Origin of the sequence: Pseudoalteromonas peptidolytica (assembly GCF_012641745.1) — a bacterium.
Taxonomy (GTDB): domain Bacteria; phylum Pseudomonadota; class Gammaproteobacteria; order Enterobacterales; family Alteromonadaceae; genus Pseudoalteromonas; species Pseudoalteromonas peptidolytica.
The window spans coordinates 176,635-194,806 of sequence record NZ_WEHZ01000005.1; the positions used below are offsets into that span (position 1 = coordinate 176,635).

22 protein-coding genes and 3 rRNA genes are annotated in these 18,172 nt (G+C 43.6%); 7 read left to right on the forward strand and 18 right to left on the reverse strand.

All coding sequences use genetic code 11. From position 1 onward, the window contains the following. Nucleotides 1-3 precede the first annotated feature (3 nt). The 15 genes from F9Y84_RS05195 to F9Y84_RS05260 all read right to left on the reverse strand — a co-directional run bounded on the left by F9Y84_RS05195 (nucleotide 4) and on the right by F9Y84_RS05260 (nucleotide 8,623). Complete coding sequence (locus tag F9Y84_RS05195) at nucleotides 4-750, reverse strand: phage tail protein I (protein ID WP_147389616.1); 747 nt, start codon at nucleotides 748-750, stop codon at nucleotides 4-6. Continuing rightward, nucleotides 731-1,687: a baseplate assembly protein gene (locus F9Y84_RS05200; RefSeq protein WP_147389617.1), complete on the reverse strand. Its 957-nt coding sequence runs from the start codon at nucleotides 1,685-1,687 to the stop codon at nucleotides 731-733. The genes F9Y84_RS05195 and F9Y84_RS05200 overlap by 20 nt, the downstream gene beginning before the upstream one ends. A 52-nt stretch (nucleotides 1,688-1,739) precedes the next feature. Continuing rightward, complete coding sequence (locus F9Y84_RS05205; RefSeq protein ID WP_147389618.1) at nucleotides 1,740-2,042, reverse strand: hypothetical protein; 303 nt, start codon at nucleotides 2,040-2,042, stop codon at nucleotides 1,740-1,742. A 2-nt stretch (nucleotides 2,043-2,044) separates the two neighbouring features. Next, entirely contained in the window at nucleotides 2,045-2,926 is an 882-nt protein-coding gene (locus tag F9Y84_RS05210; RefSeq protein WP_147389619.1) for a hypothetical protein, read from the reverse strand. A 124-nt stretch (nucleotides 2,927-3,050) separates the two neighbouring features. After that, nucleotides 3,051-3,365 carry a hypothetical protein gene (locus tag F9Y84_RS05215; RefSeq protein WP_147389620.1) on the reverse strand — a complete coding sequence of 105 codons (315 nt, stop codon included), beginning with the start codon at nucleotides 3,363-3,365 and terminating at the stop codon, nucleotides 3,051-3,053. A 10-nt stretch (nucleotides 3,366-3,375) separates the two neighbouring features. Then, the gene (locus F9Y84_RS22070) at nucleotides 3,376-3,759 is read right to left on the reverse strand and encodes a hypothetical protein (protein WP_225740743.1); all 384 of its coding nucleotides are present in this window, start codon (nucleotides 3,757-3,759) and stop codon (nucleotides 3,376-3,378) included. Nucleotides 3,760-3,839: 80 nt separating this feature from the next. Continuing rightward, the gene (locus F9Y84_RS22075) at nucleotides 3,840-4,151 is read right to left on the reverse strand and encodes a hypothetical protein (protein ID WP_225740744.1); all 312 of its coding nucleotides are present in this window, start codon (nucleotides 4,149-4,151) and stop codon (nucleotides 3,840-3,842) included. Between the two features lie 9 nt (nucleotides 4,152-4,160). Next, the gene (locus F9Y84_RS05225) at nucleotides 4,161-4,706 is read right to left on the reverse strand and encodes a phage tail-collar fiber domain-containing protein (RefSeq protein WP_192503269.1); all 546 of its coding nucleotides are present in this window, start codon (nucleotides 4,704-4,706) and stop codon (nucleotides 4,161-4,163) included. A 418-nt stretch (nucleotides 4,707-5,124) separates the two neighbouring features. After that, a complete protein-coding gene (locus F9Y84_RS05230) occupies nucleotides 5,125-6,021 on the reverse strand; it encodes a phage tail protein I (protein ID WP_147389622.1) in 897 nt (298 codons plus the stop codon). 8 nt (nucleotides 6,022-6,029) lie between these two features. Beyond that, nucleotides 6,030-6,872 carry a baseplate assembly protein gene (locus tag F9Y84_RS05235; RefSeq protein WP_147389623.1) on the reverse strand — a complete coding sequence of 281 codons (843 nt, stop codon included), beginning with the start codon at nucleotides 6,870-6,872 and terminating at the stop codon, nucleotides 6,030-6,032. A gap of 58 nt (nucleotides 6,873-6,930) precedes the next feature. Then, complete coding sequence (locus F9Y84_RS05240) at nucleotides 6,931-7,179, reverse strand: hypothetical protein (protein WP_125253405.1); 249 nt, start codon at nucleotides 7,177-7,179, stop codon at nucleotides 6,931-6,933. Then, entirely contained in the window at nucleotides 7,176-7,574 is a 399-nt protein-coding gene (locus F9Y84_RS05245; RefSeq protein ID WP_192503270.1) for a 3TM-type holin, read from the reverse strand. Before F9Y84_RS05245 ends, F9Y84_RS05240 begins: the two co-directional genes overlap by 4 nt. Then, nucleotides 7,571-7,990 carry a glycoside hydrolase family protein gene (locus F9Y84_RS05250; RefSeq protein ID WP_147389625.1) on the reverse strand — a complete coding sequence of 140 codons (420 nt, stop codon included), beginning with the start codon at nucleotides 7,988-7,990 and terminating at the stop codon, nucleotides 7,571-7,573. Before F9Y84_RS05250 ends, F9Y84_RS05245 begins: the two co-directional genes overlap by 4 nt. A 17-nt stretch (nucleotides 7,991-8,007) precedes the next feature. Continuing rightward, a complete protein-coding gene (locus F9Y84_RS05255) occupies nucleotides 8,008-8,367 on the reverse strand; it encodes a hypothetical protein (protein WP_125253408.1) in 360 nt (119 codons plus the stop codon). Then, nucleotides 8,345-8,623, reverse strand: a complete 279-nt coding sequence (locus F9Y84_RS05260) for a helix-turn-helix domain-containing protein (protein ID WP_125253409.1) — start codon at nucleotides 8,621-8,623, stop codon at nucleotides 8,345-8,347. The genes F9Y84_RS05255 and F9Y84_RS05260 overlap by 23 nt, the downstream gene beginning before the upstream one ends. A 584-nt stretch (nucleotides 8,624-9,207) precedes the next feature. On the opposite strand from F9Y84_RS05260, the gene ettA reads away from it, so the two are divergent. The 7 genes from ettA to F9Y84_RS05295 all read left to right on the forward strand — a co-directional run bounded on the left by ettA (nucleotide 9,208) and on the right by F9Y84_RS05295 (nucleotide 16,834). Then, nucleotides 9,208-10,872, forward strand: a complete 1,665-nt coding sequence (gene ettA / locus F9Y84_RS05265) for an energy-dependent translational throttle protein EttA (RefSeq protein WP_147391478.1) — start codon at nucleotides 9,208-9,210, stop codon at nucleotides 10,870-10,872. A gap of 398 nt (nucleotides 10,873-11,270) precedes the next feature. Next, a complete protein-coding gene (locus tag F9Y84_RS05270) occupies nucleotides 11,271-11,636 on the forward strand; it encodes a PilZ domain-containing protein (protein ID WP_128732611.1) in 366 nt (121 codons plus the stop codon). A gap of 463 nt (nucleotides 11,637-12,099) precedes the next feature. After that, entirely contained in the window at nucleotides 12,100-12,798 is a 699-nt protein-coding gene (locus F9Y84_RS05275) for a spondin domain-containing protein (RefSeq protein WP_147391337.1), read from the forward strand. Nucleotides 12,799-12,810: 12 nt separating this feature from the next. Continuing rightward, nucleotides 12,811-13,518 (forward strand): spondin domain-containing protein, encoded by a 708-nt coding sequence (locus F9Y84_RS05280; protein WP_147391336.1) that lies wholly within the window; start codon nucleotides 12,811-12,813, stop codon nucleotides 13,516-13,518. A 52-nt stretch (nucleotides 13,519-13,570) separates the two neighbouring features. Continuing rightward, a complete protein-coding gene (locus F9Y84_RS05285) occupies nucleotides 13,571-14,296 on the forward strand; it encodes a response regulator transcription factor (protein ID WP_128732613.1) in 726 nt (241 codons plus the stop codon). Continuing rightward, nucleotides 14,293-15,756 carry a sensor histidine kinase gene (locus F9Y84_RS05290; protein ID WP_147391335.1) on the forward strand — a complete coding sequence of 488 codons (1,464 nt, stop codon included), beginning with the start codon at nucleotides 14,293-14,295 and terminating at the stop codon, nucleotides 15,754-15,756. The genes F9Y84_RS05285 and F9Y84_RS05290 overlap by 4 nt, the downstream gene beginning before the upstream one ends. Nucleotides 15,757-15,922: 166 nt before the next feature. Next, nucleotides 15,923-16,834, forward strand: a complete 912-nt coding sequence (locus F9Y84_RS05295) for a hypothetical protein (RefSeq protein ID WP_147391334.1) — start codon at nucleotides 15,923-15,925, stop codon at nucleotides 16,832-16,834. A gap of 795 nt (nucleotides 16,835-17,629) precedes the next feature. On the opposite strand, the gene rrf (F9Y84_RS05300) is transcribed toward F9Y84_RS05295, so the two are convergent. From rrf (F9Y84_RS05300) to F9Y84_RS05310, 3 genes are all read right to left on the reverse strand, one after another. Next, nucleotides 17,630-17,743, reverse strand: a 5S ribosomal RNA gene (rrf, locus tag F9Y84_RS05300). A 40-nt stretch (nucleotides 17,744-17,783) separates the two neighbouring features. Continuing rightward, nucleotides 17,784-17,897 (reverse strand): 5S ribosomal RNA (rrf, locus tag F9Y84_RS05305). Nucleotides 17,898-18,084: 187 nt separating this feature from the next. Next, a 23S ribosomal RNA gene (locus F9Y84_RS05310) occupies nucleotides 18,085-18,172 on the reverse strand; the annotation flags it as partial.

The window sequence follows — 18,172 nt, forward strand, 5'->3', positions numbered from 1 at the left end:
GCTTTAGTAACAATAAAATTGTTGGCGCTGCATTTGGATGGTAAAAGGTGCCGCTTGGATAAAAATACTCGACGCGGAGGTGAGATCTGAACTTACCTTACCTGATACTTTGGCCATACTGTGTGAAGCCGCTGTCGTGGCAACCACAAGCGCAGTCATATTCTCAACATTATCAGCATGTTGGGGCATCCAGCTACGTTGTAGGCTTAGCGATTGACTTGCCGAAGTAACGAGCAAGCTGGCACTTTGCTGTACCCCGACGCTCAGGCTGATTTGGCTGCGACATGGTTTGGTCATCACCACCGCTTGCCATAGCTGCGCCTGTAGTTTTGGCGTGAGCAGCGTATTGCCTGCTGGGTCTAAGTTTTGCGCTGCCAATGCGATTATCTGCGCCGAATGCGGCGCAAAGTCACTGGGGTTGTCTTGTTGCCACCACTCTTTTAGCTCAACTTTTGCCGCTAACGTGGAAAGCGCGCTTTTGATTGCACTGACTGTCCCTTTGATACGGTGATCTGGCACGCTATTGGCGATGATTTTACGTTTGACCTCAGCAGGCCAAGTACTGTCCCAAAAATCCACACTAAGCGCGTCGGCAAGCCAAGGTAAAAAGTGCTCAGGACAGCGCCAAGGATCCCATAAACTACCGAGCGGTACTGGGGTTTTGGAGACTTTGCATAACGCTTTTGCCAGCCCGTGCTCAAGTGGTTCGCTCGTATGTGGTAGTAAGGTATTAAATATCTCGTCCTGCAATTTCTACCTCCACTTTCGTACAATACGCTGCCTGCCAAGGCGCATTGATAATATCTTCGGTTGGCGAGACCAGCTCAACACGTTGCACGCCCGTTTGATGTAATGCGCCATACAGTCCAGACATACGAATATCGTGATTAAGCTTATGATGCGCCTGCAACCACTGCTTCACGCTCTGCTCGACCAACGTTTTGACTTTTTGCTCATCAGGGCCGGGATATAAATACAGTTTGGCATGAAGCGTAAATTCCTTTACCTCAGCGGCGAGTATCCTTGGTCTATCGGTCAATGGCCTAATTTCTTCTTGGAATAAATAGTCTGTTATCGCTGTTATTTCGTCTTGGCTGGGTATGCCATTACCGCTATCTGTGAGCACCGTTATCGCCACATCCCCTGGCGCTGCATCTTGAAGTCGAGCGGCATGGGTACAGTGCAGCAATTTCGTTTGCGCTGGAACGAGCTCTGATAATGGCGGTTCGACTTGCAGCAGCGCAAATTCGGGGGACTCCACAAAAACATCTTTTACTTGAGGCAATGCTTTAAACGCATGAAAACAATATGCGCCAATTGGCCCTGCGGTGCTAAATCCTTCAAGTGCCAGCCGGATCCGCTCACGAAAACGAGCATCACTTTCATCGACTTCACGAGTGACTAAAAAGCGATTGCCTAGATAATCAAGTTCACTGCTCGTTGCTTTTGCCAACAACACTTGCTGCGCGCCCTCATTAATTTGCTGACGTAAGAGCAACTCTCGATAAGCAAACACCTCCATCAACTTCGCTAATGGGTCGCTTGGCAAGGGCTCGCCAAGATCAGGGCAAGCCGCCGCTAGTGCTTGCTTGAGTTCATTGTATAAAGTGTCAAATTGGACCGGCGCAAGTAAATCAGATGCCGGTAGTTGGCCAAGATCAACGGCACTAAAATTGATTAAAGACATAAGGAACCTATTTATAGTAAGGCTCTCTAATTGAGCCTTACCATTTGAGACTTTAAAGAGTTGGTAATGTTGACTTGATTGCAGCTCGCTTACTCATCCAAGCTTGCTTAGCTGCTGTGGCTTTTTCTGATTCTTCGCCGTATTCAGTAACCGCAGCTATATAGTCAAAGAATAAGAAATCGGTGTTGGCGCTGTAATGTTTGCGTCTTAACTCGCTGATTTCTTTAGGACTGTATTCAATTTCACATAAAGCGAAATCAACTTCAGCTTCTTTTGCAAGGTGTGCTGCGTGTGCATCATCAACAATACCACCAGCTATCGCTTTACCTGTTGTTTTTAATTTTAAAATCGCCATGTTTATGCTCCTTCATTTAAAGTTGGACCTACGTGAGTGTATGGATGGCCGACACTATCAGCCCAGATCATATTGTTACCATGATCGCCCGTACCAACATAAGGCAACGCAATGGCCACTTTCATGCTACCAAGCCCTTTGAAGAGTGGCTGATGATACCCTCCCCAACCAGTTCTTCTACTCGATTTATATTGCCAACCTTTACCTACATCTGAGCTTTCAACAGAAATTAAAGCTGAGCGATTTTGGGATGGGTAAAATCGTAATGTACCTGTTTGTTCTAACACATTGACCCAGCAACTTGCTTGCGTTAAAAATTCCCCTTTACTCCAACCAATATATCTTTCACCCCCTTGATTCAACAAAAATAGATTACCTTCAGTGGGCTTATCGTCTCGCCCTTTATTCAAAACGACATCCATTAGAAGAACTTTATATTGGCTTCCAGAGTAGCTCTCATGATGGGGATATTTCGCTCCCAAGCCCCGCCTTAACAAATCTTCATTTGGTGTTAGCCCAAATTCTGAAAGTTGACTCAGCGATAGCTTAGTGATTGTTCCCGAACCTTCAGTTCCCCGATAGAAGAAACTTGCCCATGGTTCCGCATGCGCAGTCAGTACATCCACAGCAGTGCCATTTGGCACATCAGCACAAATATTATTAAAGTGCTTAGTATCAGAAAGTGCATTAGGGGCTAAAGGTAAAGCTCGCTGGAAACTGGCAATTTTTGCGTCCACAGCCTGCTCTTTAGCTTGCAAGCGGGCGTCTACCTCAGCTCTTTTTGCATCTAATTTTGCCGTAATATCTTGAATTTTATTATCGACAGTTGCGGTGAGGTCATTGGATGCCTCGATGAGGTTGGCAATATCTTGCTCTAGTGCCATATTTTTTCTCCATATGGTTAAAGTTGTTTATTAAAACGATTGAGCGTTAGCTCTGTGGTAAATCAGGCACAAAAAAGCCCACCAAAGGGTGGGCTTTGTAGCCTAACGTGGTTGTAAATATTCGTTATTCAGGTTTTGGATAGCGAGCCTTAATTGTGGTTCTTGCCTGTAACCACGCGGCTTTTGCCTCCTGAGTCGCTTCGCTGTTTTCGCCAAACTCCGCTAAGGCGGCTAAATAATCAAAGGCCAGCCCGTCTGACTCGCTTTGATAAGAAAAGCTTCTGGCGTGCATGCACTGTGATAGTAGCTGCGCCTGTTTTGCCTCGGCTAAAATAGCGGGAATATCAGCGCTAGCAATGCCCAAATCCGCCAGCGTTTTTTCATCCGCAGGGACATTAATCAGCTCATCATCGCCAATTCTTAACGTTTTTATTTCCATGTTTACTCCTTTAGGCTGTCGGTGGTGTATAGGGGTGGTTTGCGTATGGAATGGTACTTAGTGTTGGCGCTAAACGCTCAGCAAATGGAATTGGCTCTGCGTACCAGCGAACAGAGCTATTGGCAAAACTAGCCTCTGTTAACTCTCTTCGCAAATTATCATTTCCATCATGATAAGATACATCTCCTTTCCAATTCTTGATAAATCGGTATTTAAGTCCACCACCTCTTAAGTACATACCATTGTAGCGATAACACCAGGCACCCACTGAACCGTCATCACGGCCGACATACAGAGGTTTATCAGCATCTACTTTTTCCACTTTTGAATACGCGTAGAAGCTTAAATGACTTACTGTTGGATTATAACGTTCATGAAAACGCTTAATTTGCATAAAGTTAGCATCGCCATGCCAAGCATAAGCATTACCTTCCAGCTCAAGGAGAAGTGCCGCTTGGTGAGGGCTCGCGGTGTTTAAGGGTTTTGTGTCACTATTCCATGAATACTGGCGAGCAACCGTAAGCTTGCCCCCCCCGCGGCATTATCTGGAAAACGCCACCACACCGGATAAAAATAATCCTTTGAACCACCGATAAAAATATCTTGTACGTAGCGTGTTTCTGGCATCGCTTCTTGGATAAATTCATCTACATCTTGCTCTTTTTTTGCGATACGCACGTCAAATGCTGCCATTTGGTTGTCTAACTGCTGTGCCTTGTTGTCAACCACTGCGGTTAACGCGTCCGTGGACTGTATCAGGTTTGCAATATCTTGTTCTAATGCCATAAATTGCTCCTATAAAATTCCTTTAGCCATCAGTTCAAACTTTTGTTTAAGATGACGGGTCATATTATTGATTTGTGCAGCGCCGAGCTTGGCAAGCTCTGGGGCGATAAGAATATTGAGATTAACGCCATTATCGACAATGGTCACCGAGTCCGCAGGAACCCCTGTTAAGACCAAATCAAACGCCAGTAATAAGTCGACTTCCGCCGACTTATACGCAATGGGTCTATCTGGTGAAGAGTACACCGCAAAGAGTACTTCTTCGGGTTGACCATTTGCTTCACTTTCGATGTAAAAGCCAACTTCATTGACCCAAAAGTTGTGATCTGTGTCGTCAATCACACTCATGTGGATTTGGGCATTGCCCTTGTCTTCGCCGCTGGCCACCATAATGCGGTGGATTTCTTGTTGCAGCTGGCTACGCCCTTGATCTGGCGTGTAGTTGCCTGTGCCAAGCCCTACTCTGCTGATCTTCGCTTGAAAGCCATTTTTTTGGGCGTTAAATACTGCTTCCAACCCTCTGGTGGTGATCGTCGGCCGTAAAATCGTGCTCACAGCACCTGTCTCCTTTTGTTGAGTGATACCAATTTGCTTCAATAACCTGAGGTTTGGATAAGGAGTGCTCCAACTCATTGCTGTTAAAGCACAACTTAGCTTTTCCTTGTCTAGCCAGAGAGTTTTAGGGAAAACACCGCTCCCGCGTCCTGCTCTCGCTAAGGTACCTACATCCTGTAGGCAAGGCGAATTTACGCACCAATAGCTGGCTATTGGAAGTGAATTCAACGCAGTTAGCACTAAAACTGGCTGCAAGAAGGCATTAATTATCCGCAGCTCAGGTTTTATACATATCGGTACGAAATAACAGCAATGGGTTATACCAATCGGTATTACCGCTGGGTAAACGCTGATGACATCAATTGAAGTAAAGTAGTCGCTATTCCAATAACGGTTGTTGATTGCATTGCTGCGATGATTAGGCGTGGCAGTAGAATCTTGCCACTTGAAAACGTTGATTATTAATATGTAAGCTGGTTGCAAATGCACAGCTCAAGTCAATCTTGGTAGCTGGCAGCTTTTGCTCGTTGGTAAAATAAATACGGCTTACAGCGTGACGGCGGTTATTAAGGTGCAGTGCCAGTTGTGCTCGTGTATGCATATTTGCATTCACAGGTATGCTTTTCATGTACTGGCTTGTTGCCGCAACGGGTTTGGTGCCTGCCAAGGCCAATGCCGCCGACACTTGCGCTGCTGGCGCTTTGACAGCTTGGGTGTGCGCCGTTTTTCTCGCAACTTGCATGCCACTGGCGATCGCCGCACTTTGCACCCCTAGCTGCATTTTTGCCCCAACTAAAAAGTCAAAGTGTGCACGCTGTGGCTTGGTGCTGTGTGTAACATCTCTTACAGCTTGGTACAGCTCAGGGCTGAGCACCACAGCATCGCTGGTGTAGGGAACTTCATTCGCCCATGCAATAAACATAAACGTATGCGGCTGCTTTGATTGATATGGCGCAATGGCAATATCATCAATCTCTTGAAACCACTCAAAAAACTCTACACTGACGCCAAGTGATGTCAGTGCTCGTTTCACCGCGCCTACAGTCCCTTTATGTTTATGTACTTTAACTGAGTTGGTGATAAATGCGCGTTTAGTCTGAAGCGACCAATTTTCGTCCCATTCATCCACTGACAGTGACCAAGCAAGCCAAGGCAATAGCGCCTCTGGACAGGTTGCAGGGTGCCATTGCCTACCAATGTATTCTGGTATGGTTGCCTGCACTTTGAGCTCTTCAGGTACACGCTCTACTGCCTCAGCCATGTTACAAACCAGTGGGGATGTACCTGGCGGTAGTAATTTATGATAATTCGCCATAAGTCTCCTTACTCTGTTGGAAAGTGCAGCTGTATAGTGCGACAAAAAGCAGCCTCTTTCACAGTAGATACAATATCGTCATTCATTGTGTGCAATTTGACTTTTCTGACCCCTCCTTGGTGTAGCGCATCAATGAGACCTGAGCTTGGTACTTCTTTACCTAGTAAATAATGAGACTGAATAAACGCATTAACCGCTTGGTTAATCGCTACCTTAACCTGCTTTGTATTAATTCCTGCGTTAAAGTAAATATCAGCTTCAATCGTGTATTGTGTTGGCTCTACCAAATGGACTCTGACCAAATCAGTAAGCGGCCTAACATCTTCATTATTTAGGTATCGCAATACCTCGGTACGTAGCGCTTCTTTTTCGTGCAGTGTCTCAACACTTGCTACTGGCAAAATATACACCTCGACAATACCGGGTAAGCTTGACTCAACATATACGTCTTTCACTTGCGCAGAAGCGGTAAAAGCATGATATTGATAGGCGCCGTTTGTCCCAGCCATTGAGTGGCTTTCTAACGACAATGGGATCCTGAGTCGATAACGCTCGTCAAGCTCATTTTCCTCTCGCGGCACACCAAATAAGACGCCCAAGTGATCTAGGTCTGACCCTTTAGCATAAGCAACCATAACTGATTGCGCTGCATCATTTACGCGTTGCCTAAGTAGCACTTCTCGGTAGGCAAACAGCTCCATCAACTTAATTGCTGGATCTGAAGGCAACCACGGGTAATCAGGGAAATGCTGCTGTAGCTGCGCCTCTAATTGCTGGTAAACAGCCTCATAGCTAACAGTCTCAAGCACCTCGGGTGCAGATAGGCGCGTCAGATCAATAGCATTATTCATGCTACTCTCCTTGTAAATTAAGTTGGATATAAAAAGCTCTGCCGAAGTAGCTTTGCTGCTAAGATTCTTTGCGCCGCGCGCTTAATAAGGTATCAAGTTTTTTGTCTATGGAATCTAAGCGTTTTTCTATACGCTTTTGATCTTCCTTGCGAATTTGCTTGAGATGATCAAGCGCTTGAGAATTGGTCGTGATCCGTTTATCTAAATCCCCCAGATAAATAATGCTAGACACCAGCAAGACGATGGTGGTTAAAATATGAGCCAGATTCAACTCTTTTTTCATCTGCCATTGTTCTGGGTGATTCACTTACTCACTCCTTTTACTTTTTCCACCGTGCGTAACCCTGCAAGCCCCAACATGGCAAGTGTTAATTCCAGCATGACATCCAACGGTAAATCGGGTGTGCCCTTCTCCGGTACTAACCACTGCAAGATAGGATTAACAACAAATGAAAATAAAAAGCCAAACCCACATACCCACATCAAAAAAGGTCTAGCACCGGCAACAAAAACACTGCGATGTGAGGCTTGTACTTGGTTGATCTGCGCTTGTACTAGCGCATGCTTTGCTATCAGCCGCGCTTTGAGGTGCTCTTGTTTTAACACCTCTTCTTCGCTGGTAAATAACTCATCCAAGATATTACCAATGGCCTCGATAGGTGCCACGGTTTTAGCTGAAAACAGACTTGCCAGTAGACTCATGCTTGCCACTCTCCACAAATCATTTGCTGTGCTAATTCTTGTGCTCGTATCGGCACTTGTTTTGCCCAGCGACTGTCTAGCATTTCAAGCGCAGCGGTTTCAAAGTCACCTTTTTCTACTGCTTGCAGCATCCGGCGAAAATTAAGCAAACCGGTCACTCCGAGATTAAACGCCATATTGACTAACACCGCTATCCTTGCTTCATTGCAGTGCTGCGTATTAATTCTGCGTGACACTGCCGCTTTTGCGTTTTCAACATCACTGGCAAGCAATGACTCAGCTTCATCTTCATTTATTCCGCTATCGTCTAGGTTGCGTCCGTAGCCTATGGTTAGCTTTCCTGCTGTACACAAATAAGGAAATTGCCGAAATCCCTCATGTTTTTTGATTTGCTCAACTGTATTCATCACTGACATACAATCCCCCTCCTTTTCTATTGTGCAGACAAGTTAACCATTAAACTCTGCTCGGCCTTAAGTAACCAAAACTCCATAGAACGCTTACTATCAAAGCCCAGTAGTTTGGCTGCGTTTACGGCGCTACTGTGCATCATATATTTTGCTCGAATGGCTCGCTTACACTCTGGTCTTAGCAACTCTATAGAGGCGCTTAGCTGCGCTATTTCATCTGGGACATGGATCTGCTCTGCACTCATGTTACGACTCGCTACACTTCCTATTGCTTCTGTCGCTGCCTGACGGCTAAACCCCTTACCTAACTCTTTGGCACACCAAAATTTCCCCCAACGTTTAAGCGCGGTACGAACTTGTTTAATTGTCACTTGTTTGTTCATCGTGAATTTTTCCTATCACTTCTAAAATATCGAGTAAGTAAACATCTTCAACTAGGCCAATCACGTCATTCCAGCGAGGGCTATATTCCCTATTTTCCCAGCGTCTTAATGTGCGCTCTTCAATACCGTAGTGAGCCGCTGACTCGGCTTGTGTATAGCCTCTGAGCCTGCGTGCTACACGCAGTATTTCTGCTCCTGTAGGTGCAGGCTTGATTTGACCCACCAGTCTGGATGTGGCTGTGTTTATAAGTGTCATAGTTCTCCTTACCTCAAAAAATAAACACGACTAGTGAAATTTTGTTCTGCTTAGCTGAGTTAATACCAATTTGCTTAATTAAATGGTCTATTTTGAGGCGAGAAAATCTTGTCGATAACTAGGCAAAAATTTTGCTATTTAGTTGTTCTAAATGAAAAATTTTTAACGCTGTTAGCGTCAGATTTACTCCTTCAAATTGAGCAAGTATTAAGTCAAATTGGTATAACCTTTACTGAGAAGCGAAAACAACGTAGTCGTTCATCCTTGCCAACAGGGTTTAATTCCAATAACCCCACAACGCTGTTAACATCTTCATCCGATAACTTTCTTCAGCGTAGTGATATAATAGCGATTTTAAGGTTGCGAAACAGGTCAAAAATGACCTACTAATGAGAAACTTACAAACATCAGCTGGATATATACACAGTACGATTGTTTAACTTATTAAAAGGTAAATAAAAAATTACAACAGTTAACTAAGCTGACGTTCACTGTGGTTTTTTAAGCGTTATGACCTATCAACATTGCAGCCCGTCAAGGCTTTCTCTAAAATACGTCTAAATCAAAAAAGAGATTGGAAACTCATGGCTCAATATATTTATACCATGTCGCGGGTGAGCAAAGTTGTGCCGCCTAAGCGCACTATCCTCAAAGACATTTCTTTATGCTTTTTTCCTGGCGCTAAAATTGGTGTGTTAGGTCTAAATGGTGCGGGTAAATCAACTTTACTACGTATTATGGCAGGGGTTGATACAGAGTTCGAGGGCGAGGCACGTCCGCAGCCAGGTACTAAGATTGGCTACTTACCACAAGAACCTGTATTAGATGAAAGCAAGACCGTTCGCGAAACAATAGAAGAAGCAGTTAGTGAAGTTAAGCGTGCATTGACTCGATTAGATGAAGTATATGCTGAATATGCGATGGAAGATGCCGATTTTGATGCACTAGCAAAAGAGCAAGGCGAGCTTGAAGCAATTATCCAAGCACATGATGGTCATAACTTAGACAATGCACTAGAACGTGCTGCTGACGCCCTACGTTTACCTGAGTGGGATGCTAAAATTGAGCACCTATCAGGGGGTGAAAGGCGTCGTGTTGCTATCTGCCGCTTGCTACTTGAAAAGCCTGATATGCTACTTCTTGACGAGCCAACTAACCACTTAGATGCGGAGTCTGTCGCGTGGCTTGAGCGCTTCTTGCATGACTATGAAGGCACTGTGGTAGCAATTACCCACGACCGCTACTTCCTAGACAATGTCGCAGGCTGGATTTTAGAGCTTGACCGTGGTCACGGTATTCCATGGGAAGGAAATTACTCTTCATGGCTTGAGCAAAAAGATGCACGTTTGAAGCAAGAAGAAAAATCAGAAAAAGCACGCCAAAAGTCGATTGAAAAAGAACTTGAGTGGGTGCGCTCAAATCCGAAAGGTCGCCAAGCTAAGTCTAAAGCACGTATGGCGCAGTTTACTGAGCTTCAGCAAAACGACTATCAAAAGCGCAACGAAACCAATGAGCTATTCATTCCACCTGGCCCTCGCTTAGGCGACCAAGTGATTGAAGTAAGCAACCTACGCAAGAGTTTTGGAGATAGGTTGTTGATTGATGATTTGAATTTCAACGTACCAAAAGGGGCAATTGTTGGGATCATCGGTGCAAACGGCGCAGGTAAATCAACACTATTTAAAATGTTAAGTGGCCAAGAGCAGCCAGATAGCGGCGACATCACAATTGGTGAAACCGTTGAGATTGCTACCGTTGAGCAGTTCCGTGATGATATGGATGGCAACAATACCGTTTTCCAAGAGATCTCAAACGGCCAAGACATTTTAAAAATTGGCAACTTTGAAGTACCAAGTCGCGCTTATGTTGGCCGCTTTAACTTTAAAGGTAATGACCAGCAGAAATTTGTAAAAGAACTTTCTGGTGGTGAGCGCAATCGTCTTCACCTAGCAAAACTACTAAAAGCTGGTGGCAACGTACTGCTGCTGGATGAGCCAACCAACGACCTAGACGTAGAAACGTTGCGAGCGCTGGAGAATGCGATTTTGGAATTCCCAGGCTGTGTTATGTGTATCTCGCACGATCGTTGGTTCTTAGACCGCATCGCGACGCACATCTTGGATTACCGTGATGAAGGCCAAATCAACTTCTTTGATGGTAACTACACTGAATACGAAGCGTGGTTGAAAAAAACCTACGGCGCTGATGCCGCAGAACCCAAACGTATCAAGTATAAAAAAATTGGCTAATCAATATTGTAATAAGGCTCCTCATTGCAGGGGCCTTTTTTATAGCACCAAAAAATTTTCAACTTCGGGCTGCATCATGAGCTTTATACCAATTTTCTTAATTAAGTGATCTATTTTGAGGTGCGAAAATCTTGTCGATAACCCCGCTAACGCGTCCTGCTATCGCCAAGGTACCTACATCCGTGTAGGCAAGGCAAAAGTTTTGCTATTTAGTTGTTCTAAATAAGAAATTTTTAACGCTGTTAGCGTCAGATTTACTCCTTCAAATTGAGCAAGTATTAAGTCAAATTGGTATTATGCTTAAGAGCAACAAAATACAGCTATTAATTATCACTTTTTAGTAGCGAGTAACGTGATATACGCTATTATTTTAACTATATGGATTATTGGGTTAAGTAATGAAAGAGCGTAGAAGGTTTTCTAGAGTGATTTTTTCAAATGAGGCGCAGTTTATGGCTTCTAGTGGCGACTTTAGCTGCAAAATCTTGGATCTATCCTTGAACGGAGCGCTGCTCACCCTACCTGAAGGTTATGTTCCACTTAAAAATGACCCTGCAAGCTTAAATTTCTACCTGCCCGGCAGTGATATTAAAATTACCATGGAAGTTGAAGTTCGCCATGTTGAAGAAGGACATCTCGGCGTCCACTGCCGCCAAATAGATTTAGATAGTGTTACCCACCTTAAGCGCCTTATAGAGCTTAATCTAGCCGATGAAGATATACTTTATCGCGAACTCGAGCAGTTGACCCACGAAGAAGACTAGCCCACCGAAGCGTTTAAAATAAAAGAAACCGTCCGTGTCAGCAATACCGATTGTCTTAATTAAGTGGTCTATTTTGAGGCGAGAAAATCTTGTCGATAACACCGCCTACGCGTCCTCTATCGCCAAGGTATCAACATCCGTGTAGGCAAGGTAAAGATTTTGCTTTTTACTGGTTCTAAATAAGAAATTTTTAACGTACTTAGCGTCAGGTTTACTCCTCCAAATTGAGCAATTATCGGGGCTAATTAGTACACCCCTTCTTGTAAAAACAAACCTACTTACAAATTAACTAACGCAATACTGATTCGCTTAACTTTACAAACTTCTCTCGAGCACCAAGCTGGGTGTACCGTGATAAACATGATGGTATTTTGTGATGAAAATGTGATAATTCCGTGAGCCCCTCTCAATAACTCCTTGCCATGATAGGTTTACTAACAATACAAAATGAGAAGACCACATCATGAAAGCCAAGATCCTTACCACCCTAGTAGCCACTTGTTTTGCCAGTAGTGCCCTTGCTCAAGATCTCGAAGTGAAAATAACCAACCTTACTCATGGTATTTACTATACGCCCTTGCTTGTGACTGCACACGCCCCTGGCACAGCATTATTTTCATTGGGTGAAACTGCTTCAGAGCCACTTCAAGCGATGGCCGAAGGAGGTGATATTTCTGGACTGAGTAATGTGTTAGAAAGTATCAACGCCGATATGGTAATGAACCCTGCTGGTGGGTTACTCGCCCCGGCAAGCTCAACAATGGCGATGCTCTCAACGAGTAATGGAAACACATATCTATCGTTGGTTGCCATGATGCTACCAACGAATGATGGCTTTGTCGGCTTAAATAGTTGGCCCATACCTACTGAAGCAGGTACATATGAAGTATACCTTAACGCGTATGATGCAGGTACCGAAGCCAACAATGAGTTGGTTGTCGATGGTTCTGGTGCGCCAGGTATGGCTGGTATTCCCGCTTCTCCGGGCGTGACTCCGGGTAGCCAAGGGCTAGGCGTTACCACCAGCGAAGAAAACAACACGATCCATATTCACAGAGGCAATGTTGGAGATGATGAACAAATTGGCGGGGCAAGTGACCTACATAACACTGTACATCGCTGGTTAAATCCAGTTGCTAAACTCACAATCACCGTAAAGTAACAGGAGCCTGAGATGAAAACCAAATTAACACTCGTTGCCATATCAGCGCTCTTACTGAGTGCATGTGGAGACAATGACAATAACAGCACAGTGGTAACAGACACACCAACACCACCGGTGGTAGACTATGAGTTTTCCGTAAGTATCACCAACCTCACTCAAGCACAGCCGATGTCACCTATTGCTGTTATGCTACATCAATCAGGTCACTACTTCGAAGTTGGTACCGCCGCCTCTAACGAACTTGAAAAGCTCGCAGAAGGTGGCGATAACAGTGCACTTTTAGCACAAAGTATGACTATGTCGTCAAGCACAACAGAGACCCCAGTTGGGCCAGGCTCTACGTCAACCATTTCGATTAAGTCTGAGACTCTCGCCAATTTAAAATTATCTTTATTGACCATGATGGTGAATACAAATGATGGATTTTCCGGTCTTAATGCCATAGATGTGTCCACTATGCCCATCGGTGAAAAAAAAATGTATCGCACTTCAGCGTATGATGCTGGTACAGAGCTAAATACTGAAGCCCAGGGGAGTATCCCCGGGCCTGCTGATGGTGGAGAAGGATTTAATGTGGAACGTAACGATAACCAGAATATGGTAACCATGCATAGCGGAGTCGTTGGCAACGATGATGGCTTAACAAGCTCTACGTTAACCAGTAAACATAAGTTTGATAATCCGCTGTTGGCAATAACAATTGAGCGAATCAAGTAGCCCATGAGCAAGCGCCTGCCCATAGGCGCTTTCGCTCCACTAAGGGCTGCATATGTTAGACAGTGTGTTGTTAGTTGAAGATGATGAAGATATAGCTAGATTGCTTCAAGTTCATTTAGAAGAGCTGTCATTAACCGTCACCCATATCGCGGATGGTGTAGACGCTTTGAATATGGCAAAAAAGAAGCAACACGCAATATTTATGCTCGATTTAATGTTACCAAATATGGATGGACTCAGCTTGTGTAGAGAACTTAAATCTTTGTACCCAATGAGTAGCGTGATTATTGTTACCTCGAAAAGCAGTGAAATAGACAAAATCATTGGGTTAGAAGTCGGAGCCGATGACTACATTTGTAAACCATTCAACAGCCGAGAACTTCAAGCTAGAGTAAAAGCCCAATTGAGACATGTACGTCAATTAAATGATAAAAGCTCTATTCCCACCTCTTCAGACGATAAAATTCAAGTTGGCGCGCTAACTATCGATACCGATTGTCATGAAATCTTACTTGGTGATATAAAGCTAGAGCTCACAGCGACTGAGTTTGAGCTATTACAGTTTTTTGCTAAACATCCTAATCATGTGTTTTCGCGATCTCAATTACTTGAGTCCGTTTGGGGCTATCAACACTCAGGGTATGAGCATACCGTTAATTCACACATTAATCGCTTACGCGCAAAGCTAGATCCCATTTCCAATCATATTGTCATAGAGACCGTATGGGGCGTCGGATACAAGCTGAACGCAAGCTCCCTTCAAGGAGTGAACGCATGAGACTCACATTATATAAAAAGCTAGCAGCCATGCTATTTGTCACATTTTTACTGATTTGCATGCTTTTTATATGGTGGACTCAAGCATTATCACAAGTGTCAAAATCGCAGGCAGAGCAACAGCTTCACTTATCTTTAGCTCAACATTTAGTTGCGGATAACCCACTTATCAGGGAGGGGGTTTATGACTATGAAGGGCTAAGCAACTTGTTCCATACGCTGATGATCTTAGGACCTGCCTTTGAATTCTACTTTGTATCTCCAGAGGGAAACTTGCTCACATACAGTGCAGAGCCAGGAGAAATCAAACGAGAGAAGATTGATATTACCCCATTACAGCAGTTACTTATCACAAACAATACGCTACCAATTTTAGGTGACGACCCAAGAAGTACACATGGCAGTAAAATTTTCTCTGTAGCACCTGTTACTAACAAAGATATACTTCAAGGCTATTTATACATCATTATTGGATCTTCAAAATACAACAACATCATTGAGCAACTGAAAAGCTCCGAAAAGGTCATGCTTGGCACATTATGGTTACTTGGCACCTTATTACTCCTCCTTGCAATAGCCTTATTTTTACTCAACAAGATAACCAATCCGATTGCTCGTCTTACTAGGTATATTGACAGAGTGAGTCAAAACCAATTTGACATCAGCCCTGATGCGCAAATCAATTGGCCTGCAAAAAATGACGAGATACACCGCCTAGGGCGAAGTGTGAATGCGATGCTGGATAAAATCCAATATCAACTAACCACATTGAACGATAAAAATGAACAACGTAAGAAATTTCTATCTCAGCTTAGTCATGATCTACGCACTCCTTTAGCATCGCTAAAAGGCTATATAGAGCTCACCGAAAAGCAAACCACAGATAAAACCATCATGGAAAACCTTAAAGTTGCCAGTAAAAATATCAATCAACTAAATCACCTCATTGACCAAATCTTTGAACTTGCTCATCTAGAAGCTGGGCATGCAAAAATGAATATAGAAACTTTTAATTTACTGGAGGTTATTTATGACGTTGCTGCAAAATTCAAATTAAAAGCTGAGGCTAACCAATTACAGATAGTCATATCCCCTATTCAAAGTACTATAGCTATTACCAGTGATATAGGTAAATTGGACCGAGTTCTGTCAAACTTAATTGATAATGCAATAAGGCACACACAAGCCGGAGGGAAAATTAGCTTGATACTAGAAGAGCATGAAGGTTATGCACATGTCAAAGTTAATGATACGGGCATAGGGATCAGTGAGATGGATCTACAACATATTTTTGATGCCAGTTTTCAAGGCAAAAACAGCAATAGCAACCGCAAACACAATGCAGGTCTCGGTCTTGCGATAACCAGTGAGCTAATCAGAATACTGAAAGGTCGGATCAGTGTAGCAAGCATGATCAATGAAGGTACCCAATTCAAAATCATTTTGCCTTTAAATAAGTGAATAAAGTTTGTGATCAACCTTTATGGTTTGGTACTTTCTACTTAAGATAACCTCTCGGTATACCTTCGATATAAATATTTCTGGCTTTCTACTTAAGTAAACTATATTTTAACTAAAAGTAAAAATTATACTTCATTGATTTGTAATACAATACGGAAAGTTTACTATGCCAATAGTCTCAATGCGTAACTTTATGAACCACGTTGGAACCGCCAATGATGGCTTTCGCCAGAGTGCCTCCTCTCTAAACAATATCATTCTCCTGCTAGGTGGTAATGCGCAGAACAGCCCAAATAATCGAAATATCAATAATCGAACGGCCGAAAATATAGAGGGTGAGATACACAGCCTGCCAGTAGATAAACTTCTAAAATACCAAACAGCATTAGTTTACTTAGGCAACGCATTAAATATCGACAGCTTTGCCCGCCCAACGAATTACAATATGGCTTTTCATGATTTTGAATTACAATGGTATCAATTTCGAGATCCCACTCATGGTATGATAAGAATTGATAACGCACGGTATATTTTTAAACATCAATTCACATTTGATAGTACCAATGGTGATGTGAACACCTTTACACACTGCCTAACAAGGGAGCATGTATGGTATCCAACCGCTAGGGCTTATGACCCTCCTTTTAACCAATTATTAAGTAGAGTACCTCAAAGCTTTTTTATGCCACCAAATGGCTCTCAAAGCGCCTCGGTCACTGACGACCACTCAACATTTAACCCTGATTATATTGTCAGGCGCCCCCTTACTATGGGAAGAACCATTGATATCCGTCAGCGCTATCAATACAGACAACCAGGACGACAGTGGCAGAATATTCCAGGTGCTTCATATATTTTGAAAAAGGGTGTCCGCTGGGGTGTTGGTGGTGATCCGTGCTTTTTCTTCTCTAAAGAAAACTATGCTCCAGAAAACCCCAAGGCATTTCACTTTGAGGTAGAAATCGCGCTAGGGAATGCACCACTGGCTACTTTTAATAGACTCCCATCACGAGGAGCTACATCCCATAATTCTATGAACAGGCAACGGGAGATAAGGGTGATAGCTGACGGATCATAGCTATCGTTACATTACTCATGCCTATTGCATTAAATAAATGATCTATTTTGCAATGAAAAACACTTATCACAAACGGATCAATTCTATCGAGAGTCATAAGCTGTAAGGGCTCTCGAGCAATAATCCCCCCCAGAAACCATCGACGGGTAAACCGCCTCCTACCAGTGCTGCACTTTGTTGATATTGTGGTGGGAGCGAGTTTACCTCGCGAGGTCATGATTTATTTTCAAATCCCACATAGCAAAAAACCCGGTGCATTACTGCAACGGGTTTGACGCACTTGGATGTACTAATGTCGATTAGGTTAATGGATGAATGCTGTTAATCGACCTTTAATAAGGCCCTGATCGCTACAAAGTAGGATGTTTTTATTCTTTTTTGAAGCCCAACAGCTCGGCGGGTAAACCGCCTCCTACCAGTGCTGCACTTTGTTGATGTCGTGGTAGGAGCGAGTTTACCTCACGAGGTGTTGATTTATTTTCAAATCCCACATAGCAAAAAACCCGCTGTATTGCTGCAACGGGTTTGACGCACTTGGATGTACTAATGTCGATTAGGTTAATGGATGAATGCTGTTAATCGAGCTTTAATAAGGCCCTGCTCGCTACGAAGTTGGATGTTTTTATTCTTTTTGTTTGAAGCCCAAAAGCTCGGCGAGTAAACCGCCTCCAGCAAGTGCAGCACTTTGTTGATGTCGTGGTAGGAGCGAGTTTACCTCGCGAGGTGTTGATTTATTTTCAAATCCCACATAGCAAAAAACCCGGTACATTACTGCAACGGGTTTCTCTAATAAGGCCCTGACGATGTTCTACTTTCACATGGGAAGCCCACACTATCATCGACGCTGTTTTGTTTCACTTCTGAGTTCGGCATGGGGTCAGGTGGTTCCAAAACGCTATAGTCATCAGGAAAATTCTTTTTTTAGTTTTTGTTTTTATATAAAATTTGGCCCTGGCGATGTTCTACTTTCACATGGGAAGCCCACACTATCATCGACGCTGTTTTGTTTCACTTCTGAGTTCGGCATGGGGTCAGGTGGTTCCAAAACGCTATAGTCACCAGGAAATCTGGGTGCAAATGTATAATTACATCGTGCCTCGCACGAACATTCCATTTGCGCAAGGTGAACCGATTTCGCTATATCGCTGAGGTTGGTCACCTTGTTTAATTCTTAAATCTGGAAAAAGCTATTAAATTCTTTTGTCTACTTCAGTCTATTAACTTCTGTCGCTAAACCACTTTGGCGTTGTATGGTTAAGCCTCACGGGTAATTAGTACGAGTTAGCTTAATGCCTCACAGCACTTCCACATCTCGCCTATCAACGTTGTAGTCTTCAA